General features: G+C 62.9%; 21 protein-coding genes. 17 read left to right on the top strand and 4 right to left on the bottom strand.

What is annotated here, in order from left to right:
• Positions 1-13 precede the first annotated feature (13 nt).
• Positions 14-907 (bottom strand): AraC family transcriptional regulator, encoded by an 894-nt coding sequence (locus V6L75_RS11230; RefSeq protein WP_334251610.1) that lies wholly within the window; start codon positions 905-907, stop codon positions 14-16.
• A 289-nt stretch (positions 908-1196) separates the two neighbouring features.
• Between V6L75_RS11230 and V6L75_RS11235 the strand changes: the two genes are divergently transcribed.
• The 6 genes from V6L75_RS11235 (at position 1197) to V6L75_RS11260 (ending at position 8576) form a co-directional block, all read left to right on the top strand.
• Complete coding sequence (locus V6L75_RS11235) at positions 1197-2081, top strand: carbohydrate ABC transporter permease (protein WP_334251611.1); 885 nt, start codon at positions 1197-1199, stop codon at positions 2079-2081.
• 1 nt (position 2082) lies between these two features.
• Positions 2083-2979: a carbohydrate ABC transporter permease gene (locus V6L75_RS11240; protein ID WP_334251612.1), complete on the top strand. Its 897-nt coding sequence runs from the start codon at positions 2083-2085 to the stop codon at positions 2977-2979.
• Entirely contained in the window at positions 2979-4106 is a 1128-nt protein-coding gene (locus V6L75_RS11245) for an ABC transporter ATP-binding protein (RefSeq protein ID WP_334251613.1), read from the top strand. The genes V6L75_RS11240 and V6L75_RS11245 overlap by 1 nt, the downstream gene beginning before the upstream one ends.
• A gap of 77 nt (positions 4107-4183) precedes the next feature.
• Positions 4184-5452 (top strand): ABC transporter substrate-binding protein, encoded by a 1269-nt coding sequence (locus V6L75_RS11250; RefSeq protein WP_334251614.1) that lies wholly within the window; start codon positions 4184-4186, stop codon positions 5450-5452.
• 343 nt (positions 5453-5795) lie between these two features.
• The gene (pglA, locus tag V6L75_RS11255; RefSeq protein WP_334251615.1) at positions 5796-7328 is read left to right on the top strand and encodes a polygalacturonase PglA; all 1533 of its coding nucleotides are present in this window, start codon (positions 5796-5798) and stop codon (positions 7326-7328) included.
• Positions 7329-7463: 135 nt separating this feature from the next.
• Positions 7464-8576 carry a glycoside hydrolase family 88/105 protein gene (locus tag V6L75_RS11260; RefSeq protein ID WP_334251616.1) on the top strand — a complete coding sequence of 371 codons (1113 nt, stop codon included), beginning with the start codon at positions 7464-7466 and terminating at the stop codon, positions 8574-8576.
• A 176-nt stretch (positions 8577-8752) separates the two neighbouring features.
• Here V6L75_RS11260 and V6L75_RS11265 read toward each other — a convergent pair whose 3' ends face one another.
• Together V6L75_RS11265 and V6L75_RS11270 are read right to left on the bottom strand one after the other, a co-directional pair.
• The gene (locus V6L75_RS11265) at positions 8753-9814 is read right to left on the bottom strand and encodes an ABC transporter ATP-binding protein (RefSeq protein ID WP_334251617.1); all 1062 of its coding nucleotides are present in this window, start codon (positions 9812-9814) and stop codon (positions 8753-8755) included.
• 12 nt (positions 9815-9826) lie between these two features.
• Complete coding sequence (locus V6L75_RS11270) at positions 9827-10663, bottom strand: IclR family transcriptional regulator (protein ID WP_334251618.1); 837 nt, start codon at positions 10661-10663, stop codon at positions 9827-9829.
• A gap of 145 nt (positions 10664-10808) precedes the next feature.
• Between V6L75_RS11270 and V6L75_RS11275 the strand changes: the two genes are divergently transcribed.
• The 9 genes from V6L75_RS11275 (at position 10809) to V6L75_RS11315 (ending at position 21146) form a co-directional block, all read left to right on the top strand.
• Entirely contained in the window at positions 10809-12047 is a 1239-nt protein-coding gene (locus V6L75_RS11275) for an ABC transporter substrate-binding protein (RefSeq protein WP_334251619.1), read from the top strand.
• Between the two features lie 122 nt (positions 12048-12169).
• Complete coding sequence (locus V6L75_RS11280; RefSeq protein ID WP_334251620.1) at positions 12170-13027, top strand: carbohydrate ABC transporter permease; 858 nt, start codon at positions 12170-12172, stop codon at positions 13025-13027.
• 2 nt (positions 13028-13029) lie between these two features.
• Positions 13030-13875, top strand: coding sequence for a carbohydrate ABC transporter permease (locus V6L75_RS11285; protein ID WP_334251621.1), 846 nt, complete (start codon positions 13030-13032; stop codon positions 13873-13875).
• Positions 13872-15956, top strand: coding sequence for an alpha-galactosidase (locus V6L75_RS11290; RefSeq protein ID WP_334251622.1), 2085 nt, complete (start codon positions 13872-13874; stop codon positions 15954-15956). Before V6L75_RS11285 ends, V6L75_RS11290 begins: the two co-directional genes overlap by 4 nt.
• Before the next feature lie 114 nt (positions 15957-16070).
• On the top strand, positions 16071-16841 hold the full coding sequence (locus tag V6L75_RS11295) for an SDR family NAD(P)-dependent oxidoreductase (RefSeq protein WP_334251623.1): 771 nt from the start codon (positions 16071-16073) through the stop codon (positions 16839-16841).
• Complete coding sequence (locus V6L75_RS11300) at positions 16838-17755, top strand: 2-dehydro-3-deoxygalactonokinase (protein ID WP_334251624.1); 918 nt, start codon at positions 16838-16840, stop codon at positions 17753-17755. Before V6L75_RS11295 ends, V6L75_RS11300 begins: the two co-directional genes overlap by 4 nt.
• 3 nt (positions 17756-17758) lie before the next feature.
• Entirely contained in the window at positions 17759-18370 is a 612-nt protein-coding gene (locus V6L75_RS11305; RefSeq protein ID WP_334251625.1) for a 2-dehydro-3-deoxy-6-phosphogalactonate aldolase, read from the top strand.
• Positions 18367-19236 (top strand): SMP-30/gluconolactonase/LRE family protein, encoded by an 870-nt coding sequence (locus V6L75_RS11310; protein WP_334251626.1) that lies wholly within the window; start codon positions 18367-18369, stop codon positions 19234-19236. Before V6L75_RS11305 ends, V6L75_RS11310 begins: the two co-directional genes overlap by 4 nt.
• Positions 19233-21146, top strand: a complete 1914-nt coding sequence (locus V6L75_RS11315) for a beta-galactosidase (RefSeq protein WP_334251627.1) — start codon at positions 19233-19235, stop codon at positions 21144-21146. The genes V6L75_RS11310 and V6L75_RS11315 overlap by 4 nt, the downstream gene beginning before the upstream one ends.
• A gap of 393 nt (positions 21147-21539) precedes the next feature.
• Here V6L75_RS11315 and V6L75_RS11320 read toward each other — a convergent pair whose 3' ends face one another.
• Positions 21540-21911 carry a response regulator gene (locus V6L75_RS11320; RefSeq protein ID WP_050471810.1) on the bottom strand — a complete coding sequence of 124 codons (372 nt, stop codon included), beginning with the start codon at positions 21909-21911 and terminating at the stop codon, positions 21540-21542.
• Between the two features lie 172 nt (positions 21912-22083).
• Between V6L75_RS11320 and V6L75_RS11325 the strand changes: the two genes are divergently transcribed.
• Positions 22084-22353 (top strand): DUF3572 domain-containing protein, encoded by a 270-nt coding sequence (locus V6L75_RS11325; RefSeq protein WP_334251628.1) that lies wholly within the window; start codon positions 22084-22086, stop codon positions 22351-22353.
• Positions 22354-22360: 7 nt separating this feature from the next.
• Positions 22361-23032: an HAD family hydrolase gene (locus tag V6L75_RS11330; RefSeq protein ID WP_334251629.1), complete on the top strand. Its 672-nt coding sequence runs from the start codon at positions 22361-22363 to the stop codon at positions 23030-23032.
• Positions 23033-23042 lie beyond the last annotated feature (10 nt).

Here is a 23042-nt window from a genome sequence, read left to right on the forward strand (position 1 = left end):
GGTCCCTACCAATTCAGTCAATCACCAGAATCTCCGGATCATCCACATAGACCTCATCCGGGCCGCTGCGGCTATCAAGGCGGTAGCAGGATGGGCTGGCGCCGAGGTGCTTCTTGAAGAGGCGGGAGAAGTAGTAGGGATCGGAAATACCGACCATGGCGGCCACTTCCTTCACCTTGCGGCCCGAGGACAGCAGGTTCATGGCCATTTCCATGCGTTTGCGCTCCTGGAACTTCTGCGGCGTCTGACCGATGCGGGCGCGGAAGGCACGGCGGAAATAATCGCTGTTGAAGGGTACGGAACCGAGCGCCTTTTCCAGCGCCGCCTCGCTCAAGGGATCAGCGGCAATGCGGGCCGCAACCAGCATGATCTGCACCGACAGCTGATCGGGACTGTCCAGCGCCCCGCCCGCCCCCTCCTTCCAGCCAAGGAACGCGCTCTCGATATAGGCGAGCAGGATCACCATGAAGAGATGATGCTGCGCCAGCGTCGTCATGGAAAGCGGCGCCATCTCGCGGTAATGCGCCACCATGACGCTGATTGCGTGCCATTCCCGGAAGGCTGCGACAGGCTGAAGGTTCATCTGGCCAATGAGATCCACCGAGCCGAACAGCGTCAGCGTGAAATGCTGGGCAACGCCAGTGTAAAGCTCGTCCGAAAGGGATTCACCGACAAAGCGGCTGCCGGCCGGGATCAGCATGGCCATGCCCGGAGCCAGAGACTGTTCCACCCCGTCGAGCTCGTAGCGCGCAGAACCGGTCAGGCAGATCACCAGATCGTGCACCGCGTTGGACTTGTCAACGCGCCAGGCGCGCGAATGCTGCATCTTGATGGCGGAACGGGCCAGCGACAACGTCAGCGCAGCGGGTGACAATCCGGTGAGCACATCACCTACGTTTTTGTCCATCTTTTTATTTCAGTCCGTCAATTTCGGCCAGCTCGCCGGTTAGAATATCGTCCCCGATACAAAATGACTATCGCAACCCTTGCGAGACGCACCATGGGAGGAGGCGGCTTTGCGGGCGGGAGCCCTGCGCGCTTGCGCAGCCTTGCCCCTTGGCCGGATTGGCATTTGAAAACACCAGAAAACCTTATCAGAACGGCCTGTTCCGGCCTGCATCAGCCTGCGTTTGCATCAGGAGATGCAATGGCGGGCCGCGCAAGCCGGGCCACAACCAGAGCGGAGACCATCTGACATGGGTGGAGAAAACCGCTTCCTCGGCCTTGCCTATGTAACGCCCTATGTGTTCGGCCTGCTGCTGTTCACGGCAGTGCCCTTTGGCGCGTCGCTCTATCTCGCTTTCACGGATTACAATCTGGTCAGCAGTCCCAGCTGGATCGGGATGGACAATTTCGAAAAGCTACTCACCCGGGACCGCACCTTCACGCGCTCGCTGAATGTCACGCTGCTCTATGTGGGGCTGACGGTGCCGCTGAAGCTGGCCTTTGCACTCTTCATCGCGGTCATCCTCAATTACAAGCTCAAAGCGATCAACCTGTTCCGCACGGCTTACTATGTGCCGTCGATCCTGGGTGGCTCCATCGCCATTGCCGTGCTGTGGCGCTACCTCTTCTCCACCGAAGGCCTCGTCAACATGGCGCTGGCCGTCGTGGGGCTTGGTCCGGTCAACTGGTTCGGCGACCCGACGAATGCGCTCTTCACCATCACACTGCTGCGCATGTGGCAGTTCGGTTCGGCCATGGTGATCTTCCTCGCAGCGCTCCAGTCCATCGACAAGTCGCTCTACGAGGCAGCTTCCATCGACGGCTCCGGCCCCTGGTCCACCTTCCGGCACATCACCCTGCCGCTCATCACGCCGGTGATCTTCTTCAATCTGGTCATGCAGATGGTCCAGGCGTTTCAGGAGTTCAACGGCCCCTACATCATCACCCAGGGCGGCCCCCTCAAGGCCACCTACTTCCTGCCGCTCTACATCTACGAGCTGGCCTTCAAGAAGTTCGACATGGGCTATGCCTCCGCTGTCGCATGGGTTCTGTTCATCATCATCATGGCGCTGACCCTCGTGGCCTTCTGGTCCTCGAAGAAGTGGGTCTATTACGCCGGCGACAAGAGGAGCTGAGATGTCCCCGTCCTTCGTCGCCCCCGATGCAGGCGCGGCCGCCTTTGCCGCCCGCCAGCAACGCCGCCAGCGGATCTCGGCCATCATCCGCTACACATTGCTGACGCTGGTCGGCGTGCTGATGCTCTACCCGCTGGTCTGGCTCATCGGGGCCTCGTTCAAGCCCAACTCCGAGATCTTCTCCAGTGCGGGTTTCTGGCCGCAGAACCCGACCCTTGATGGCTACATCAAGGGCTGGCAGACCTCGACACCCTATACATTCGGCCATTTCTTCATGAACACGGCCTGGATCATCATCCCGAAGGTCATCGCCACAGCGGTGTCCTGCACGGCAGTGGCCTACGGTTTTGCCCGCTTCGAGTTTCCGGGCAAGAAGATCCTGTTCGTCACGCTGATTGCCACACTGCTGCTGCCCAATGTGGTGACCCGTATCCCGCAGTATCTGCTGTTCCGCGATTTCGGCTGGCTCGACAGCTACCTGCCGCTGTGGGTGCCCTCGGCCTTTGCGGGAGACGCCTTCTTCGTCTTCATGCTCATCCAGTTCCTGCGGGCCATCCCGCGCGACATGGAAGAGGCTGCCCGCGTCGATGGCGCCAACTCATTGCAAGTGCTCGTCTATATCGTTGTACCCATGCTGACCCCGGCGCTCATCTCCGTGTGCCTCTTCCAGTTCATGTGGACGATGAACGACTTCCTCGGCCCGCTGATCTACCTGTCCTCCATCGACAAGTACCCGATCAGCCTTGCGCTGAAACTGTCCATCGACACCTCGGAAGCATTCGACTGGAACCGCATTCTTGCGATGTCGGTTCTGGCGATCACCCCGGCACTCGCCGTGTTCTTCCTCGCACAGAAACATTTCATTGAAGGCATCTCCAGCGGTGGGGTGAAAGGCTAATGGCACGTTTGCAGATCCAGAACCTGGAAAAGGTCTACGGCAGCGGCTTCAAGGCAGTCCATGGCATCAACCTGGACGTGGAGGACGGCGAGTTCATGGTGCTGGTTGGCCCTTCGGGCTGCGCCAAGTCCACCACCTTGCGCATGATTGCGGGCCTTGAGACCGTGACGGGCGGCGCCATCCGCATCGGCGGCCAGACCGTCAACGACCTGCCCCCGGGCAAGCGCGGCATTGCCATGGTGTTCCAGAACTATGCGCTCTATCCGCATATGAAGGTGAAGAAGAACCTCTCCTTCGGCCTGCGCCTGCAGAAGAAGAAAACGGCGGAAATCGATGCGGCCACGGACGAGGTGTCCGGCATTCTGGAGATCGGCCAGCTGCTCGACCGGCTGCCGAAGCAGCTTTCCGGCGGTCAGGCACAGCGTGTGGCCCTGGGCCGTGCGCTGATCAAGAAGCCGGACGTGTTCCTCTTCGACGAACCTTTGTCAAACCTCGACGCCAAGCTGCGCGCTTCCATGCGGGTGCGCATCACCGACCTGCACAAGCAGCTCAAGGCGAACGGTCTGTCATCGACGGTGGTCTACGTCACCCACGACCAGACCGAAGCCATGACCATGGGCGACCGGATCTGCGTCATGAAGGACGGGCACATCATGCAGGTGGCCGACCCTCATACGCTCTATAACCGGCCGGCCAATGCCTTCGTCGCAGGTTTCATCGGCATGCCCGAGATGAACCTCGTCCCCGCCACGCTCGGCGGCAGCGGCGATGGGGTGACGCTGACACTGGCAGGCCAGACCCTCGGTTTCGGGCCAGACCTTGCCCGCCGCCTGACGGCCAAGGCAGGTCCCGTCACTCTCGGCATGCGTCCGCAGCACCTCACCCTGCTGTCCGCAGGCACAGCAAATGCCGTCACCGGAACAATTCAGACCATCGAGTTCCTTGGTCATGAAATGAATTTGCATGTGGACCTTGGCGGCACCACGCTGGTGGCCGTGCTTCCTGCGGCGGATGTGCCGCAGGGCCTGAAGCGCGGCGACGCTGCAGCAGTGCGGCCACAGGAAGCAAACCTGCACATCTTCGATGCTCAAAGCGGAGAAAACGTCTCGCTGGCACCGCTCGCCTGACGCAGTTGAGCCAGTTCAAGAATTTCCGGGGCAGGCCCCAGACACCCTGCCCCGGCGGAAACCGGGAGGAGAAAACCATGAGAAAGACTGCAACTGCGCTTTTGAGCCTTGCGCTCGCCTCAACCTTTGCCACGCCCCTGCTGGCAGCAGACCTTCGCATGTCCTGGTGGGGCGGAGACAGCCGCCACAAGGCGACACAGGAGGCCCTGAAGGTCTGCGGCGAAAAGCATGGCCACACCATTTCGCCGGAGTTCACAGGCTTTGACGGCCACCTTGAAAAGCTGATGACGCAGATCGCCGGACGCACGGAAGCTGACATCATGCAGGTCAACTGGCCCTGGCTGCCGCTGTTCTCGATCAAGGGCGACGGTTTTGCCGACCTGAACGAATTCAAGGAATACATCGACCTGAGCAACTGGACGGAAGACCAGCTTGCCTCGGGCAGCATGAACGGCAAGCTGAACGGCCTGCCGGTTTCCACCACGGGCCGCGTGTTCCTGTTCAACACCACCACTTTCCAGAAAGCAGGCGTGCCCTTGCCCAAAAGCTGGGATGACCTTTTCACGTCCGCAAAAGTGCTGAAGGAAAAGATCGGACCCGATGCCTATCCGATGAATGCCATCAAGGAGACCGCCGTTCTGCTTGTCTCCCTGCGTGCCACTCAGGCAACCGGCAAGGACCTGATCGATCCGGCAGCCATGCAGGTCGCCTGGACAACGGAGGAACTGGCATCAGCCATCGAGTTCTACGGCAAGATGGTTGAGGGCGGCGTGGTCATGTCGCAGAAGGATGCGGCGGCGGAAGGCAACGTCAACCTGTTCGAAAGCCCCAAGTGGGCCGATGGACGCATTGCCGGCTCCTATGAATGGGACTCGACCTATTCAAAATATGCCGATCCCCTGCAGGAAGGCCAGAAGCTTGAAGCCGTCAAGCTGCTGACCAGCCCCGATGCCAAGACCGAAGGCGTCTACCGCAAGCCTTCGATGGTCTTCGCCATCTCGAAGAACTCGAAGAACCCGCAGGCTGCGGCCCAGATCGTCAACTGCCTGCTGAACGAGCCCGAAGGTATCAAGGCGCTCGGCAGCTCGCGCGGCCTGCCCGCCAGCAAGACGGCCGCCAAGGCTTTGTCGGACGCAGGCTCTGTCGAAATGGAGCTGATCGCCGCCAACGCGATCATCACTGCTGGCACCGGCCCAACCGTTTCGCCCTTCAACGAGCATCCGGAAGTCCGCAGCCTCTTCATCGATACGCTGGAGGAATTCTCCTACGGCATGCTCGATGCGGAGGGTGCCGCTGAACAGATCATCGAAGGCGTCAATGACGTGCTGAAGAAGTACCGCTCCTGAGAGGGAGCCGGGTGAGCATTGCCCCTTTTCTGAGGGGTCGTTTGCCCCCACTCCTCTCCCCCCCTTGAGGGGGAGATGCCCCCGGTAGGGGGCAGAGGGGGGTAACTGACTGTCCATTCAGAAGAGAGGTGGTGCTGTGCTGAAGCGCTGCTACCCCCCTCTGTCTGCTGCCGCAGACATCTCCCCCTCAAGGGGGGGGAGAGGGGCGCTGCGGCGAAACGGCAGGCTCTTCAACATCCGGTAGGAACCGGCCAGCCGGTGACGCCGTACTCCGCTTCGTTTCACACTCCGCCGGGAGGCATCAGGTCTCCCGGTTCCGATAAAACCCAGGAATACGCCCGTCATGTCCACTGCCCCCGCAACCGGCTCCCTCTGCCTCAGCGCGATTTCCCCGAGGCATATAACGCTGCGCCATCACGTGCCCGGCGCGCGCTATTCCCTGCCCAGGCCTGCGGCTTGGGTGCTGACGGACATGCGCAGCGGAGAAAAACGGCAGGGCGTGACGGACCGGGCGGTCTTCTCGATCTTCGGCCTTGAGCCCGCAGCGAACTACAGTCTCTCCGTGGAAGGCGCCGGGCCGCTCAGCATTTCCACGCCGGAGTGCCACGGCCTCGTCGATGCACGGGACCATGGCGCTGACACGTTGCTTGAGGACAACGGGGCAGCTCTCGCCCGTGCGATTGGAGCAACGCCTTCCGGCGGCACGCTGCGCATCACTGGCGGCATTTACCGCACTTCGCCGCTGATGCTGAAGTCCGGCATGACCCTTGAGATCGCCAAAGACTCCGGCCTTGCTGCAATCCATGACCGCGGCAACTGGCCAATTCTGCCTGCACATGATGCAAGCGGCGCGCCCCTGTCCAGCTGGGAAGGCGTGCCGGAAGCAGCCTATGCCAGCCTCATCACTGCCCTTGGATGCGACAATCTCACCATCTGCGGCGAAGGCATGCTTGATGGCGGCGGCGCAGAGGGCGACTGGTGGAGCTGGCCGAAGGAAACGCGCAACGGAGCCCGGCGCCCGCGCACGGTTTTCCTCAGCCGCTGCACGCATGTGACGCTAACTGGCATCACGGTGCGCAACTCGCCTTCCTGGACCGTGCACCCGCTGTTCTGCAGGGATCTGACGGCGGCAGATCTCAGGATCTGGAATCCGTCCGACTCCCCCAACACCGACGGCCTCAACCCGGAAAGCAGCGAGGACGTGCGGATCGAAGGTGTGCATTTTTCGGTTGGCGACGACTGTATCGCCATCAAGGCCGGCAAGCCGGTGCCAGAAACAGGCGCACGCGATCACCTCGCCCCCACACGCAATGTTTCCGTCCGCAACTGCCTTATGGAGCGCGGTCATGGCGGTCTTGTCATTGGCTCTGAAATGGGCGGCGGTGTGCATGACGTAGCCGTGGAGCATTGCAGTTTCAGCCAGACCGACCGGGGCCTGAGGATCAAGACCCGGCGCGGGCGTGGCGGCGCGGTCGGCAATGTGCGCTTCTCCGATTGCGGCATGGATGGGGTCGACACGGCCTTCGTGGCCAATGCCTTCTACTTCTGCGATGCGGACGGGCATTCGGATTTCGTGCAGTCCCGCACGCCTCATCCCGTAACGGGCGAAACGCCGTCTGTTGGCGCAATCACCATCGAGAACATCAAGGTCACGAACCTGCGGCTGGCGCTTGGCGTCTTCCTCGGCCTGCCGGAAGCCCCCATGGGACCAATCCGGATCTCCGGCGTCGAAACCTCCTATGACCCGGCGGCAAGGGCGGATGTGCCGGTGATGGCCGATCACGTGCCCGCTATGCGCCATGAGGATCTGGTGTTCGAAGGCGCGCATGTGGAGGACCTGCGCCAGCATCCTGCCCGCGCCAGCCCGGCGGCCTAGCCGCCCCTTCCCGCCAGCCCCGCGAAGGCTGGCCACAGATTTAGCAGCGCCGGATGGCCTGCATGACACTTCCAACCGGAAAGACGGACACGGCTTCTGTGCCCGGATGCTTTCCCTCGCAGTCAGGACGGCCAGATGACCCCGCGCTACTTCAAGGAATATCTTTCCCGCTACACCTACGCCAAGGACGGCAGCTGGTGCTACGAGGACGGCTGTGTCTACCGCGGGCTGGCGCTGCTGCACGACCAGCAGCCGCAGGAGATCTGGCGGGATGAGCTGCTGCGGCTGATCGGACCGCAGGTTGGCGAGGACGGCAGCCTGACCGGATACAGCCAGGATGAGTTCAACATTGATCATATTCTCGCAGGCCGGGCTCTTCTCTTCCTGGAGAAGGCTGCGCCGGGCAGCCATTGGAGCCTGGCCATCGAGCATCTCGCGGGGCAGCTTATCCACCACCCGCGTACGGCTGGCGGCAATTACTGGCACAAGAGGCGCTATCCGCAGCAGGTCTGGCTCGACGGGCTTTACATGGGCCTGCCGTTCCAGATCGAATACGGCCTCTCCCGCAACAAGCCCGAGATGGTGGAGGATGCCATTGGGCAACTGAACCGGGCGCTCGACATGACACATGTGGCGGCAACTGGCCTCTACGCCCACGCCATAGACGAAGCAAAGGTGCAGGGCTGGGCCAACCCCGAGACCGGTCTCTCCCGCGCCCACTGGGCCCGCGCCCTTGGCTGGCTGGCGATGGCCCTGGTGGATGTGATCGACCTCATCGGGCCTGAAAAAGCCGCCTCATCCGGCCTTCCGGAGCGGGCGTCCGCCTTGCTGACCCGTATCACGGCGCTCGCCCGGCCGCAGAGCGGGTTGTGGCTGCAGGTGATCGACCAGCCGGAGCTTCCCGGCAACTATGAAGAATCCTCCGCCAGCGCCATGTTTGCCTATGCCCTGATGAAGGGCGCCAGACTGGGCCTGGGGCACCAGTTCGCAGCTACCGGCCTGAAGGCGCTTGCAAGCCTCGAAACCACCCAGCTTTACGCCGGAGATGACGGCATCGTCCGCCTGCAGAATGTCTGCGAGATGGCCGGGCTCGGCGGCTTCGGCGGCCGCGTGCGCGACGGCTCCCCCGCCTATTACCTCAGCGAACCCCTGCGCCCCGACGATCAGAAGGGCACCGGCGCATTGATGATGGCCTATGCCGAACGGCTCGCGTCGGCCAGCGCAGAAGCCCGGCGGGCTGCAAGCTGACATAATGAATCATAAAAGGGCCGCAAGCGATTGCTGCCCTTGAGTTTTTTGGAGAGGCGGCATTGGTCTTGCCGCCCCCCTCAGAAGGATATCCACTCGCCAGCCTATAATGTTTCGTCATGGCATGACGGAGCTTCGGGGAACGAGATCTAGTAGAAAACAGAACTGGCCTTCCCTCACCTGATCCGGCGGCCTGCCTCGTCTGCGGTGAAATACATCGCCTGCGCCGGATCGAAGCTGACACCGGCCTGATCACCTGCACGAAGCCCCATGTCCTCGCGCTGCTCCACCACCAGCTTGCTGCCGTTGGCGGCCATCAGATGAACGTAGGAAACGCCGCCCAGCGCCTCCACCATATCCACCTTGTGCGTGGTGCCGGCGCGCTCGATACGCACATGCTGCGGGCGCAAACCGAAGGTGACCGGTCCATCGGCAACAGACGCCGCCGGACGGGCAAAGATGGCGCCGCCAAGCCCCGGAACCTTGAGCCCCTCGCCGCTGACGCTCGCCTCAAGGAAATTCATGGCAGGTGACCCGATGAAGCCGGCGACGAAGCGGTTGTCCGGGTCGTTATAGAGATCCAGCGGCTTGCCGGCTTGTTCGATGCGCCCGGCGCGCAGCACCACGATCTTGTCGGCCAGCGTCATTGCCTCGACCTGGTCATGGGTGACATAGATCATGGTTGCGCCGATTTCCCGGTGAAGACGGGCAATCTCCACACGCATCTCGACGCGCAGTTCGGCATCAAGGTTCGACAGCGGCTCATCGAAGAGGAAGACTTCCGGCCCGCGCACGATGGCACGGCCGATGGCAACGCGCTGACGCTGACCGCCGGAGAGTGCCTTGGGCTTGCGTGCAAGCAGCTGCTCGAGCTTCAGGATCTTCGCGGCGGCGGCCACCTTGGACTCGATTTCCGCCTTGGGATGGCCGGTCATCTTCAGGCCGAATCCCATATTTTCCGCCACCGTCATGTGCGGATAAAGGGCATAGGTCTGAAACACCATGGCCACACCACGTTCGGAGGGGTCCAGCCCCGTGACATCGCGCTGGCCGATGCGGATCGCGCCGGATGTGGTGGTCTCCAGCCCTGCCACCATCCGCAGCAGCGTGGACTTGCCGCAGCCAGAAGGGCCGACGAAGACACAGAATTCCCCATGCTCGATCGTCAGGTCCACACCGTGGATGACCCCGACCTCACCGAACTTCTTGACTACGTTCTCGAACGAGACGCCAGACATGGATTTCCTCCCTCAGATCTGCTTGCTTTCCGGGAACCGCCAGGCTTCCACGTCTGCAGCAATGGCGCGCGCGCAAGCCTGGAGCTGCGGGGCCAGTTGCTCCAGCCCGTCGAGGCTGTTCCGGGTTGTTGTGGATGTGACCGACAGCGCGCCCAGCACGCTGCCCCCTGAAGACAGGACCGGCACGGCAAGGCAGATGATGCCCGGCTCGTGCTCCTCGCGGTCAAAGGCATGACCGCAGGTCCGGATCTCCTCCAGCTCGGCGAGAAGCTCCTCGCGCGAGCCGAGGGTCTTCGGCGTGAAACGGTAAAAGGACTGGCGCGCAACGGCCTGCAGCTTCGCCGCCTCCGGCAGGAAGGCAAGCATCGCCTTGCCAACGCCGGTGCAATAGGCAGGCCCCACCTTGCCGGCCTGGCTGAACATTTCCACTGGCCGTGCGGCATTGCGCTTGTCCACATAAAGCACCTGCCCCTGATCGAGCTGCGCCAGATGCAGGGTTTCGCCCAGCTCTGCCGACAGCCTGTCGAGCCAGGGGCGTGCCAGCGGCGCCAGCGAACTTTGCGACCAGGCCGCATGGGCAAGCCGCACAAGCCGCACGCCGAGGGCATAATTCTGGCTGTCCGCGTCATAGGCGAGCATGCCCTGATGGGTCAGGGTCTGCAGCAGGCGGTAGAGCGTTGCCTTCGGATAGGGGCTTTGGGCGAGAATATCGGTGAAGCGCACCGGACGTCCGGCCTGCGCCACAAGATCCAGCACGGCAAGAGCCTTGCCGACGGTACCATCGCCGCCCTGCTCCGCATCAGCGCCGCTGATGCCCGGCCCATCTGCCGTTGCCTGTTTCACGCTCATCGTCTCCAGAACCCTTGCCCGGCCCGCCACCGCGTGCCTGCTGCTTGACAGTCCTAAAGCTTCGCATCATAGTTTTCAATATGCAAGACTTGGTTTCATTATTTGGAACTTCCTTGCAGCAGAATGCAGTCCGGGAGGAGAAGAAATGACAGTTGCCAAGCTCAGGCTGGCGGCCTTTGCCGCTGCCTTGATGGTGTCCGGTTCGGCGCTTGCCGAGCAGCGGACCCTCGTTTTCAACACAGACACATCGGACCCGGCCCCGAAGGCTGCGTTTGAAGAGCTGATCACCATGTTCGAGGCCGAGAACCCGGACGTGAAGGTGAAGGTCAACCTCTTCGACCATGAGGGCTACAAGACCGCGATCCGCAACTTCCTGACCGCCGATGCGCCGGATCTGGCCAACTGGTACGCAGGCAACCGCATGGCGCCTTTCGTCAAGGCAGGCCAGTTTCTCGATGTCAGCGATGTGTGGGAACAGAACGGCCTGAGCCAGAAGCTCGCCGCCTCGAAGGCATCCATGACCATCGACGGCAAGCAGTGGGGCGTGCCCTACACCTATTATCAGTGGGGCATCTACTACAACAAGGATGTCTACAAGAAGGTGGGCGTTTCCGAGCCCAAGACCTGGGACGAGTTCATCGCCAATTGCGCCAAGTTCAAGGCTGCAGGCGTTGACTGCGTGACCACCGGTTCCAAGGCCCTGTGGCCGATCGCGGGCATCTTCGACTATCTGAGCCTGCGCACCAACGGCTACGAATTCCACATGGACCTGACCGCAGGCAAGATCGCCTGGACCGATGACCGGGTGAAGGCCGTATTCGCCGAGTGGGCAAAGCTGGTGGAGCCGGGCTATGTCACCGCCAACCACACGGCCATCGACTGGCAGGATGCAGCAGCGCTGATGGTTCAGGGCAAGGCCGCCAACTATGTCATGGGCAACTTCGCCGTGGCCATCTTCAAGGATGGCGGCATGACCAATGACAATCTCGGCTTCATGGTCTTCCCGGAAATCACCCCGGGCCTGCCGCGTGCCGAGGAAGCGCCGACAGATACGATCCACATTCCCGCTGGCGCGAAGAATGTCGAGGACGCCAAGAAGTTCCTCGCCTTTGTTGCCCGCGCTGACGTGCAGACCGCCCTCAACAAGCGTCTTGGCCAGCTGCCGGTCAACAACGAATCCACCGTGGATACGTCTGATCCCTACCTGAGCCTGGGCTTCGAGACGGTTTCGACCGCCACCGCTCTCGCCCAGTTCTTCGACCGTGACGCTCCGGCCGAGATGGCCAAGGCGGCCATGGAAGGCTTCCAGGAATTCATGGTCAAGCCGGACAGGCTCGACAAGATCCTTGAGCGCCTCGAAAAGGTGCGCCAGCGCGTCTACTGAGCCCGCGTGGCCAGCCCTTCGTGGGCGGCTATCCCGCAAACGTCCTCCGGACCTGATCCGGGGGACATGATCCCGAAAGACCCGAGGCAGAGATGACCGCCTTCTGGAAAGCGCGACAGCGCATGCTTGCCCCGTGGCTGTTCCTTGCGCCCGGTGCCTTGATGTTTGCCTTCTACGTGATTGCTCCGGTCTTCCAGTCGATGAGCATATCCCTCTACGACTGGGATGGCATCGGCACGGCGCAGTGGATCGGCATCGGCAACTATGCCGAGCTGATCGACGACGAGGCCTTCTATGTCTCGCTGAAGAACAACATCATCTGGCTCGCGCTCTACATGCTGGCCATTCCGGCCGGGCTGATGATCGCAATCTTCCTCAATCAGACGGTCTGGGGCATCCGGGTCTACAAATCCCTGTTCTTCTTTCCCTTCGTGATCAGTCAGGTCGTCGTCGGCCTGATGTTCTCCTGGTTCTATGCCCCGAACTTCGGCCTGTTCTACAAGCTGATCGAGGCCCTGACCGGTCAGGGCGTTGCCATTCTGGCGGAAGAGAACCTCGTCACCTATGGCATCATCGCTGCGGGCCTGTGGCCGCAGATTGCCTATGTGATGATCCTCTATCTGACCGGCCTCAACAACGTGGCGCCAGATCAGATCGAAGCGGCACGGCTGGACGGGGCCAAGGGCTGGAAGATGCTTTGGCATGTCATCCTGCCGCAGTTGCGCCCGGCCACCTTCATTGCGGTGGTGGTCACGGTCATCGGCGCGCTGCGCTCCTTCGACCTTGTCTCGATCATGACCGATGGCGGCCCCTTCGGCTCCTCGCGGGTGCTCTCCTTCTACATGTATGAGCAGGCCCTGTCCGAATACGGCTTCCGCATGGGCTACGGTGCGGCGATTGCCGTTGTCCTCTTTGCCATCATGATGGTCTTCATTTCCGGCTTCATCTGGAAGATGTGGCGCGACGAGAAGGAACACTGAGCATGTTTCCCCGTCCCATCCAGCAACTCCCGGCCCCGGCCCGCGCCCTCTACAAGGCAGCCCTGCCCGTGGCCCTAGTCCTCTGGCTGCTGCCGCTCCTCGGCGTGGCGCTGACCTCGGTGCGCCCCTCCTCCGACCTTGCGGCCGGCAACTATTTCGGCATGCCCTCGGCCATTGCCTTCGACAACTATCTGGCCGTCTTCCGCAATTCTCCGATCGCAGATTACATTCTCAACAGCTTCAAGGTGACGATCCCGACCGTGATCGGCGCGGTTGCCCTGTCCTGCATGACCGGCTTTGCCCTGGCGGTCTACAAGTTCCGCTCCAACCTGCTGATCTTCTTCCTGTTCGTGGCAGGCAACTTCGTGCCGTTCCAGATCCTGATGGTGCCGGTCCGCGACCTGACGCTGCACATGGGCCTTTATGATTCCATCACTGGTCTTGCCCTGTTCCACATCGCCTTCCAGACAGGCTTCTGCACCCTGTTCATGCGCAACTTCATCAAGGCCCTGCCCTATGAGCTGATCGAGGCAGCTCGGGTGGAAGGGGTCAGTGAAGTGCGGATCTTCTGGTATGTGGTCATGCCCCTGATGCGCCCGGCCATTGCCGCCCTGTCCGTTCTGATCTTCACCTTCATCTGGAACGACTATTTCTGGGCCACTGTTCTGACGACAGGTGCCGACACCCAGCCGGTCACGGCAGGCCTCTATTCGCTCAACGGCCAGTGGGTTGCCGCATGGCATCTCGTTTCCGCAGGGTCGATCATCGCCGCACTGCCGCCGGTGCTGATGTTCTTCCTGATGCAAAAGCACTTCATCGCCGGGCTGACGCTGGGAGCCGTGAAATGACCATGAGCACCGCGCAGCACTGGCGGCTGGACTGCGCCAGCCAAAGCCTGGTCCTTTCCTCTTCCGGCGGTGTGCCCGAAGCCATCTACTGGGGCCCGCGCCTTCCTGAAGACGAGGATCTCGCCGCTCTTGTGGCTGCAAGCCGGCCCGATCTTACCGGCGGCATGCTCGACGCCCTGCCCCCGCTGAGCCTCTGCCCAGTGCAGGGCAACGACTGGCAGGGCCAGCCGGGCCTTGTGCTGCGCTCGGCTGAGGGCGAGCTGCTGCAACCCCGCCTTGCCTTCCGTGAAGCGCGCCAGAGCGCGGGACGGCTGGAGCTTGTCTCCACCGCAGAAGGCCTCACACTCACCCATGTGATCGAAGCGGCAGAGACCGGCGTTTTCGTGCTGCGCACCCGTCTGGAGTGCGATGAGCCTGTCCGCGTGGACTGGCTCGCCGCGCCCGTGTTGCCAGTGCCGCAGAGCGCAGAGCAGATCCTTGATCCGGCGGGCAAGTGGACCGGCGAATTCCGCATGCAGTCCACCCCCTGGACCACCGGCATCCGCCAGCGCGAGGCACGCACTGGCCGTTCGGGTCAGGAACACCCGCCCTATGCGCTGTTCACGGAACCTGGCTGCCGCAACACCTCCGGCGAGGTGCGCGCCCTGCATTACGCCTGGCCCGGCGGCCACAGGTTTGTGGCCGAAGAGCTTTATGACGGGCGCAGGCAGGTGCAGTTCGGCCATGCCGGCAACAGCGAACATGCGGCTGGAACCTGCTTTGAAACAGCGGACCTCATCGCCGCCGTCTCCACCTCGGGCCTCAACGGCATTGCCACGCTCTTCCAGCGCGACATCCACGACCGGGTGGTCACATGGCCAGATCCGGCCCGCCCCCGGCCCGTGCATTACAATTGCTGGGAAGCCATCTACTTCCGTCACGAGCTGGGTGCCCTCACCGAAATCGCCGCCAAGGCGGCTGCCATCGGGGCGGAGCGTTTCGTGCTGGATGACGGCTGGTTTGGGCGGCGCGACGATGACACCACAAGCCTTGGCGACTGGACCGTGGACCGGCGCAAATGGCCGGACGGTCTAACGCCGCTGATCGAGGCAGTTCACAAGCTGGGAATGACCTTCGGCCTGTGGTTCGAGCCGGAGATGGTGAGTGAGGACAGCGACCTTTACCGCGCCCATCCGGACTGGATTCTCGGCCCGGCGGACCAGACACGCGGGCGCAATCAACTGGTGCTGAACATGGCGCTGGAGCCGGTGCGCGATCATCTGTTCGGGGCGATCTCCACCCTGCTCTCCATTTATGCCATCGACTACATCAAGTGGGATCACAACCGGCTGCTTCCCGTGGTGGACGCAGCGCAGGCGCGTGGCACACTGGCGCTTCTGGCACGGCTGCGTGCCGCTCATCCGCAAGCCGAGATCGAAAGCTGCGCCTCCGGCGGCGGGCGGATTGATGCCGGCATCCTCACCCACACCCAGCGGGTCTGGCTGTCGGACAGCAACGACGCACTTGAGCGGCTGCGCATCCAGCATGATGCGGCGCTGTTCCTGCCAGCCTCCGTCACCGGCAGCCATGTGGGCCCGCGCCACTGCCACACCTCTGGCCGGGTTCTGTCCATGAGCCTGCGCGCCCGCGTGGCAGCCCAGCGCCATATGGGCTTCGAGATGGACCTGCGCGAGCTTGATCCGGAAGAGACGGCCATTCTGACCGCCGTTACCGGCTGGTGGAAAGCCAACCGGGACTGGCTGATGCACGCAGACATCCTGCGCCTTGATGCGGCTGATCCTTCCGTCACCGCCGAAATGCATCTGGCGCGGGATGGCAGCCGCTTTGTCTTGTCGTCCGGTCAGGCGGCAGCGCCTGCACAGGCCCTGCCCCGCCCGCTGAAGCTGTCAGGGCTGGATCCGGCGGCGCGCTACCGGTTGACGCTGCTCAACCCGGAAGATGCGCCGCCCCAATCGCGCGGGGCCTGCGCCCTGAAGAGCGGGCCGGTGACGCTGTCCGGAGCGGCGCTGATGCAGCAGGGCATCATGCTGCCCGTGGCATGGCCGGGCACGCTTTTCACGGTGGAAGGAGCCCGTCTCTGAGGCCAGCCGGCTTGCCCGGCCTGTCTTTCCCTCCGCATAAAGGCACACACTGAAATATCAGCGGCAGCCGGAGCAGCAGCTCAACCCGCCGCCGGAACCTGAAGGGGCTACATCATGAACGCACAGCCGGTCTTTCCCGATCTCAAGGGCGCATCCGTCTTCATCACCGGCGGCGGCTCCGGCATTGGCGCCAGCCTGACGGAGGCCTTCCTGCGGCAGGGCTGCAAGGTGGCCTTCGTGCAGCGCTCCGATGCCTCGGTCTTCTGTGACGAGATGGAGATGAAAACCGGCAGCCGCCCCTTGTATCTGTCCTGTGACGTCACCGACATCGACGCCCTGAAGGGCGCGATTGCCAAGGCAGCGGAAGCCCATGGCACCATCACGGTTCTCGTCAACAACGCCGCCAACGACCAGCGCCACAACACGCTGGACGTGACGCCGGAGTACTGGGACTGGGCCATGGCCATCAACCTAAAGGCCTATTTCTTTGCAGCACAGGCCGTCATCCCAGGCATGCAGAAGGCGGGCGGCGGCTCGATCATCAATTTCAGCTCCATCAGCTACATGATGGGCAACGGCGGCTTCCCGGCCTACACCTCCGCTAATTCCGCCATCAACGGACTGACCCGCAGCCTTGCCCGCGACTTCGGCCCCGACCGCATCCGCGTCAACGCGCTTGCTCCCGGCTGGGTGCTGACGCAGAAGCAGAAGGACCTCTGGGTAACGCCCGAAGCCCTCGCAGGCCACGTGGAGCGCCAGTGCCTGAAGGACACGCTGGAGCCGGAAGACATCACCGGCGGCTGCCTGTTCCTGGCCTCCTCTGCCTCGAAGATGATGACCGGACAGGCGCTCGTCATTGACGGCGGCGTGGTGGTGACGGGATGAGCGCGGCCCTCTCTCCCGAATGGATCGCCGCTGACTGGGGCACCACGCATCTGCGCGTCTTTGCCATGGAAGGCACCTGCGTTCTGGCGCAGGCCTCCTCGCCCAAAGGCATGGCGAGCCTTGCGAGACATGAATTCGAGGACGCGCTGCTGGAACTGATCGCCGGTTGGCTGCCGGAAGGCCGCAAGACGCTGGTCATCGCCTGCGGCATGGTGGGCAGCCGTCAGGGCTGGGTGGAAGCGCCCTATGCCGCTGTGCCCTGCCCGCCGCTGCAGGCCAGCGCCATGGTTGAAGCACCCGTTGCTGATCCGCGCCTGTCGGTCTGGATCATTCCGGGTCTCAGCCAGAACATGCCCGCCGATGTGATGCGCGGCGAGGAAACCCAGATCGCCGGTTTCCTTACCGACAATCCCGGCTTCTCCGGCACGCTCTGTCTGCCCGGCACCCACAGCAAGTGGGTGCGGATCGAGCGCGGCACGGTCACATCCTTCAGCACCTTCATGACGGGCGAGGTCTTCGCGCTCCTGTCGAAGTCCTCCGTTCTGCGCCATGGCATGGCCGATGACGGCTGGGATACGGAGGCCTTTGCAGGCGGTGTGACAGCCAGCCTTGCCCGGCCGGACATGCTGGCAGCCGCCCTCTTCCCGCTGCGGGCAGAGGGACTGCTGCATGGTCTTGGTGCAGCTTCGGCCCGCTCGCGTCTGTCCGGCCTCATCATCGGTGCGGAGATCGCAGCGGTGCGGCAGGACGTCTCAGGAGACGTCACGCTGATAGGCGCGCCCACGCTTTCGTCTCATTATCTGGCGGCGCTGAAACTGGCGGGCCTTGACGGACGCACAACGGCGGGCGAAAGCCTGACACTGGCTGGACTTGGGCTTGCGCGCCGGGTCCTCACAGAAAACCAGAAAGGCTGACTGATGCGTCCTTTGATTGCCATTCTGCGCGGTATCACTCCCGCCGAAGCCCTGCCGGTGTGCGAGCGCCTGATCGCCGCCGGTTTCACCCGCATCGAGGTGCCGCTCAACTCGCCCGATCCCTTCACCAGCATCGCCGCCATGGTGCGTGAGTTCGGCGACAGCGCCATCATCGGCGCGGGCACCGTGCTGACGGTGGAGGACGTGATGAAGCTCTCGGACACCGGCGCCCGCATGGCTGTGTCGCCGAACTGCGATCCGTCCGTCATCCGAGCCACCAAGATTGCCCGCATGCAATCCTTCCCCGGCGTGATGACCCCGACCGAATGTTTCGCAGCCTTGCAGGCTGGCGCTGACGGGCTGAAGCTCTTCCCGGCGGGCCTCCTGGGCGCGGAAGGCGTCAAGGCCATTCGCGCCGTGCTGCCGAAGGAAACCCGGCTTTATGCCGTGGGTGGCGCCGGGCCGGACAATTTCGCTGACTGGCTGAAGGTGGGCGTCGATGGCTTCGGCATCGGCACCGCTCTCTACGTGCCGGGACTGACCGTAGGCGATGTGGAAACCCGCGCCCGCGCCATGGTGCAGGCCTTCGACATTGCCAAGGGGGGCGCCAGATGAGTGCTGCTGCTTCCCCCGTCTTTGATGCCACCGTCTGTGAACTGGGCGAAGGTCCGCTGTGGCATCCGCTGCGCCGCCAGCTTTTCTGGTTCGACATCCTGAACAAGAGCCTGCTGACCCAGGAAAACGACCACACCCGCATCTACCGTTTCGAGACGCTGGTGTCGGCCGCCGGCTGGGTGGACGAGCGCAAGCTGCTGATCGCAAGTGACCGGGAGCTGTTCTCCTTCGACGTCGAAACGGGAGCAGCCCGCACGCTCTGCGCGCTGGAGGCGGACAATCCGGCCACCCGTTCCAACGATGGCCGCGCCGACCCCTATGGCGGCTTCTGGATCGGCACCATGGGCAAGAACGCCGAGAAGGATGCCGGTGCCATTTACCGCTGGTACCGGGGTGAGCTGCGCAAGCTGTTTGCGCCCATTACCATTTCCAACTCCATCGCCTTTGCTCCCGATGGCGAGACGGCCTTCTTCTCGGACACGGTGACAGGCCGCGTCATGCGCGTGGCGCTGGATGATTCCGGGTGGCCGAAGGGCGAGCCGGAGGTCTTCCTCGACCTGACCTCCGAGAGCCGCAATCCTGACGGGGCCGTGGTGGACGAAAGCGGTCTTCTGTGGCTGGCGGAATGGGGCTCGTCCCGTGTTGCAGCCTATGCGCCGGACGGCAGTTTCGTTCGGGATATTGCATTTGACGCCCCCCACACCAGCTGCCCGGCCTTTGGCGGCGACGACCTTGGCACCCTCTTCTGCACCAGCGCCCGTCAGGGCCTCGGCGCCAGTGCCCGGGCCGCAAAGCCGCTTTCCGGCATGACCTTTGCCGCCGCCAGCGGGGCGCGCGGCCAGAAAGAGCACCGAGTAAACCTGTGACCGACCGTACCCGCGCCCTTGGCGTCTGCTATTATCCTGAACACTGGCCCGCTGCCCAGTGGGCCGAAGATGCGGCCCGCATGAAGGAAATCGGCCTCACCTATGTGCGCATCGGTGAATTCGCCTGGGCGCGCATCGAGGCCGAGCCCGGCGCGCTGGACTGGGCCTGGCTGGATGAAGCCATCGAGGTTCTGGGCAAGGCAGGCCTCAAGGTGGTGCTGGGTACGCCGACCGCAACACCGCCGCGCTGGGTGCTGAACCGCCATCCGGACATGATCGCGCTGGACGCGCAAGGCCGCCCGCGCGGCTTCGGCTCGCGCCGCCATTACTGCTTCTCCCATGAGGGCTACCGGCAGGAATGCGCCCGCATCGTCACGCTGATGGCCGAACGCTATGGCCGCAACGAACATGTGGCCGCCTGGCAGACAGACAATGAATACGGCTGCCACGACACCATCCTCAGCTATTCCACTGCAGCCCGTGAGGCCTTCCGCAACTGGCTGGCGCGCAAATATCAGTCGCCGCAGGCGCTGAACCGGGCCTGGGGCAACATCTTCTGGTCCATGGACTATGCGGGCTTTGAGGAAATCGAGCTGCCGAACCTGACCGTGACGGAGCCGAACCCGGCCCATGTCATGGACTTCCGCCGCTTCTCGTCCGATCAGGTGGTCAGCTTCAACCGGCTGCAGACGGACATCATCCGCCGCCATTCCGATGCCCCCATTGCCCACAACTACATGGGCCGCATCGTCGAATTCGATCATTTCGCCGTCGGCGCCGATCTCGATATCGCCAGCTGGGATGCCTATCCGATCGGCTTCCTTTCCGACCGGCTGGAGGCAAGCCCGGAGCACAAGCGCCGCTATCTGCGTCAGGGCGACCCGGACTTTCAGGCCTTCCATCACGATCTTTACCGTGCCGTCGGCAAGGGCCGCTGGTGGATCATGGAGCAGCAGCCAGGCCCTGTGAACTGGGCCCCCTATAACCCCGACCCGCTGCCGGGCATGGCACGGCTGTGGGCCTGGGAGGCCTTTGCCCACGGGGCAGAAGCGGTGTGTTATTTCCGCTGGCGGCAGGCGCCTTTCGCACAGGAGCAGATGCATGCTGGCCTGCTGCGCCCGGACAGCGCCGCTGCCCCCGCCTATCACGAGGCAGCAAAGGTGGCCGAAGAGCTGAAGGCCTTGCCCGTCACCGCTGTCGCAAAGGCGAAAGTGGCTCTCGTCTTCGACTACGAAAGCGCCTGGGCCTGGTCCATCCAGCCGCAGGGCAAGGATTTCGACTACTTCGCCCTGCTGTTCCATATGTACAAGGGCCTGCGCCGCCTTGGCCTTTCCGTCGATATCCTGCCGCCAACGGCACAGGATTTCAGCAGCTACAGCCTTGTACTGGTGCCGGGGCTTTTCACTCTGACCGAGGCGCTGAAGAGCGCGCTGGCTAGCTCAGGTGCCGCCGTCATTGCCGGGCCGCGTTTCAATTCCAAAACGCCGGACTTCACCATACCCGTGCCGCTTCCGCCCGCCCTGCCGGGGTTGGACTGCCTCGTGGCGCGCGTCGAAAGCCTGCCGCCTACGGCTCCCGTGCCGCTTGTGTCGGGCGGTGCCTTCACCGGCTGGCGCGAGGTTCTGGAAGGAACTGCCGAAGTGGTGGAAGAAGCCGCGGACGGCACGCCTGCCGCCATGCGTGCAGGCAACTTCACTTATCTTGGCGGCTGGCCGGACGAGGAAGCCCTCGACCGCATCCTGCGCAGCGCCGTCATCGATGCCGGGCTGGACTTCACGGACATGCCGGAAGGCATCCGCCAGCGCGACACGGCCACGCACCGCTTCCTCTTCAACTACGGCCCGGAGCCGGTCCATTTCTCCGGGCATCACATTCCGGCAGCCGGTGCGGTCTGGATGCCGCTTGGCTGAGATAAAAGCCCCGCCGCAATCCTGCAGCGGGGCGATCATTCTGTTTGGAAGCTTGTTTTCCGTCTTTGTGGCGGCCGGCGCGGGACTGCCAATCCGAGGAGGCCACTCATCGGGCAGACACCGCGCCGGCCTTGCCCCACGGACCCAGGAGATGCGGCGGACCCAGGCTCCCCGTAGGGTATTCAGTTAAATGACCTGAAATAAATGCCCTGCTTTCCCGCAGGTGCCCTTTAAATACACGAATTACACTAGCGAATCGGCATGGGAAATCAATCAGCGCAGCAGTTGCGCTGATCAAATCATAAAAAATTAGTAAACTTGTAACCTTAATTCAGGCGCCAGCCCTTACGGAAGCCCGAAGGCCTCCGAAAAAGATGCAGAAAGGCATTCAGATCACGCCTCTCCGAGATAGGACCGGACCGTCTCAAGAAACTTGGTCACGGAGATCGGCTTTGAGATATAGGCCTCGCATCCCCCCTGCCGGATACGCTCCTCGTCGCCTTTCATGGCAAAGGCGGTGACGGCAATGACCGGAATGGTACACAGATCGTCGTCTTCCTTGATCCATTTGGTCACTTCCAGACCCGACACCTCGGGCAGCTGGATGTCCATGAGGATCAGATCCGGCCGGTACTTGCGGGCCAGCTCCAGCGCTTCGATGCCGGTGCGGGTCTGCAGCGTGCCATAGCCGTGTGCTTCCAGAAGGTCGTGAAACAGCTTCATGTTGAGTTCGTTGTCTTCAACGATCAGCACGGTCTTGGACATGCAAAACAGCCTTCGCCGGTCACGGCACGGAGGGAAGCGGCAACAGGAGAGACGACGGCGCAGCACTGATTGGCTGGCGTCTCTCCCCTGCCCGCATTACTTAAGATCAAATGGTAGCGCGGATTCGTTTCGGAAAGGCAAAAATGCAATGGCAATTCCTGAGTCTCGGAACATGACCTTTGAAAAAGCTGAAGAAATGGCCCTGGACGCGCTTTTGCACCTGACGCGCGACCCAGAATTGACGGGCCGGTTCCTTGCGCTCTCCGGTATCGGGCCGGAATCGATTCGCTCTGCGGCAGCAGAGCCCGGATTTCTCGCAGGTGTTCTCGAGTTTTTCATGACTGACGAGCCGCTGCTTCTGGCCTATTGCGAGAATTCCCGCGTCCGCCCGACCATGATTGCTGCCGCCCGCTATGCGCTGGCAGGCGACCCGGACGCCTGAGCGTACCATGTCTACACTCTCAACTCCCGGCCGGGGTGTCCTCGACCAGATTGCCCTGCTGCCCCGCTCTCCCCGCCCGCTGATCATCTGCGACGTCGACGAGGTGGTGCTGCACATGATCCTGCACCTGGAGGAGTTCCTTGCCGCGCACGGACTTGTTTTCCTTGCCTACAGCTACAGGCTGACCGGCAACATTGCCGAAGAGGCCTCCGGCCGGGTACTGGCGGCGGACGAAGTGCACCGGCTGGTGCAGGCCTTCTTCGAGGATATTGCAGACCGGCAGACCATCGTGGACGGCGCGGCACCGGCCCTCACACGGCTTTCGGAAGCCTTCGAGATCGTCTTTCTCACCAATCTGCCGGGCGTTGCCAACAAGCCCCTGCGCGAAAAGCTGCTGGCCGCTCATGGCCTCACCTTTCCGGTCGTCACAAACTCAGGTCCCAAGGGCGCGGCAGTCGCGGCGCTCTCTGCCGGGCGCGGCCAGCCGGTCGTGTTCATTGATGACAGCCCGCAGAACCTGCAATCGGTGGCGCAGGCCCTGCCCTCAGCACGGCTGATCCAGTTTGTTGCCGATGCCCGCTTCCGCCAGGCGCTTGATCCCCTGCCCGGCCTGGACCTCGTCTCCGGCGACTGGCTTGAGACAGAAGCCCATATCAGGACTATGATTGTTCCCGGATAGGATCAGGGCA

Origin of the sequence: Pannonibacter anstelovis (genome assembly GCF_036881715.1) — a bacterium.
Classification (GTDB): domain Bacteria; phylum Pseudomonadota; class Alphaproteobacteria; order Rhizobiales; family Stappiaceae; genus Pannonibacter; species Pannonibacter anstelovis.

Bases quoted from the DNA above. Each gene is read 5' to 3' on its own strand.
- V6L75_RS11280 (WP_334251620.1), top strand. From the start codon at position 12,170: ATGCTTGCCCCGTGGCTGTTCCTTGCGCCCGGTGCCTTGATGTTTGCC.
- V6L75_RS11295 (WP_334251623.1), top strand. From the start codon at position 16,071: ATGAACGCACAGCCGGTCTTTCCCGATCTCAAGGGCGCATCCGTCTTC.
- V6L75_RS11325 (WP_334251628.1), top strand. From the start codon at position 22,084: ATGACCTTTGAAAAAGCTGAAGAAATGGCCCTGGACGCGCTTTTGCAC.
- V6L75_RS11305 (WP_334251625.1), top strand. From the start codon at position 17,759: ATGCGTCCTTTGATTGCCATTCTGCGCGGTATCACTCCCGCCGAAGCC.
- V6L75_RS11290 (WP_334251622.1), top strand. From the start codon at position 13,872: ATGACCATGAGCACCGCGCAGCACTGGCGGCTGGACTGCGCCAGCCAA.
- V6L75_RS11300 (WP_334251624.1), top strand. From the start codon at position 16,838: ATGAGCGCGGCCCTCTCTCCCGAATGGATCGCCGCTGACTGGGGCACC.
- V6L75_RS11265 (WP_334251617.1), bottom strand. From the start codon at position 9,814: ATGTCTGGCGTCTCGTTCGAGAACGTAGTCAAGAAGTTCGGTGAGGTC.
- V6L75_RS11235 (WP_334251611.1), top strand. From the start codon at position 1,197: ATGGGTGGAGAAAACCGCTTCCTCGGCCTTGCCTATGTAACGCCCTAT.
- V6L75_RS11310 (WP_334251626.1), top strand. From the start codon at position 18,367: ATGAGTGCTGCTGCTTCCCCCGTCTTTGATGCCACCGTCTGTGAACTG.
- V6L75_RS11270 (WP_334251618.1), bottom strand. From the start codon at position 10,663: ATGAGCGTGAAACAGGCAACGGCAGATGGGCCGGGCATCAGCGGCGCT.
- V6L75_RS11330 (WP_334251629.1), top strand. From the start codon at position 22,361: ATGTCTACACTCTCAACTCCCGGCCGGGGTGTCCTCGACCAGATTGCC.
- V6L75_RS11240 (WP_334251612.1), top strand. From the start codon at position 2,083: ATGTCCCCGTCCTTCGTCGCCCCCGATGCAGGCGCGGCCGCCTTTGCC.
- V6L75_RS11320 (WP_050471810.1), bottom strand. From the start codon at position 21,911: ATGTCCAAGACCGTGCTGATCGTTGAAGACAACGAACTCAACATGAAG.
- pglA (WP_334251615.1), top strand. From the start codon at position 5,796: ATGTCCACTGCCCCCGCAACCGGCTCCCTCTGCCTCAGCGCGATTTCC.
- V6L75_RS11285 (WP_334251621.1), top strand. From the start codon at position 13,030: ATGTTTCCCCGTCCCATCCAGCAACTCCCGGCCCCGGCCCGCGCCCTC.
- V6L75_RS11275 (WP_334251619.1), top strand. From the start codon at position 10,809: ATGACAGTTGCCAAGCTCAGGCTGGCGGCCTTTGCCGCTGCCTTGATG.
- V6L75_RS11230 (WP_334251610.1), bottom strand. From the start codon at position 907: ATGGACAAAAACGTAGGTGATGTGCTCACCGGATTGTCACCCGCTGCG.
- V6L75_RS11245 (WP_334251613.1), top strand. From the start codon at position 2,979: ATGGCACGTTTGCAGATCCAGAACCTGGAAAAGGTCTACGGCAGCGGC.
- V6L75_RS11260 (WP_334251616.1), top strand. From the start codon at position 7,464: ATGACCCCGCGCTACTTCAAGGAATATCTTTCCCGCTACACCTACGCC.
- V6L75_RS11250 (WP_334251614.1), top strand. From the start codon at position 4,184: ATGAGAAAGACTGCAACTGCGCTTTTGAGCCTTGCGCTCGCCTCAACC.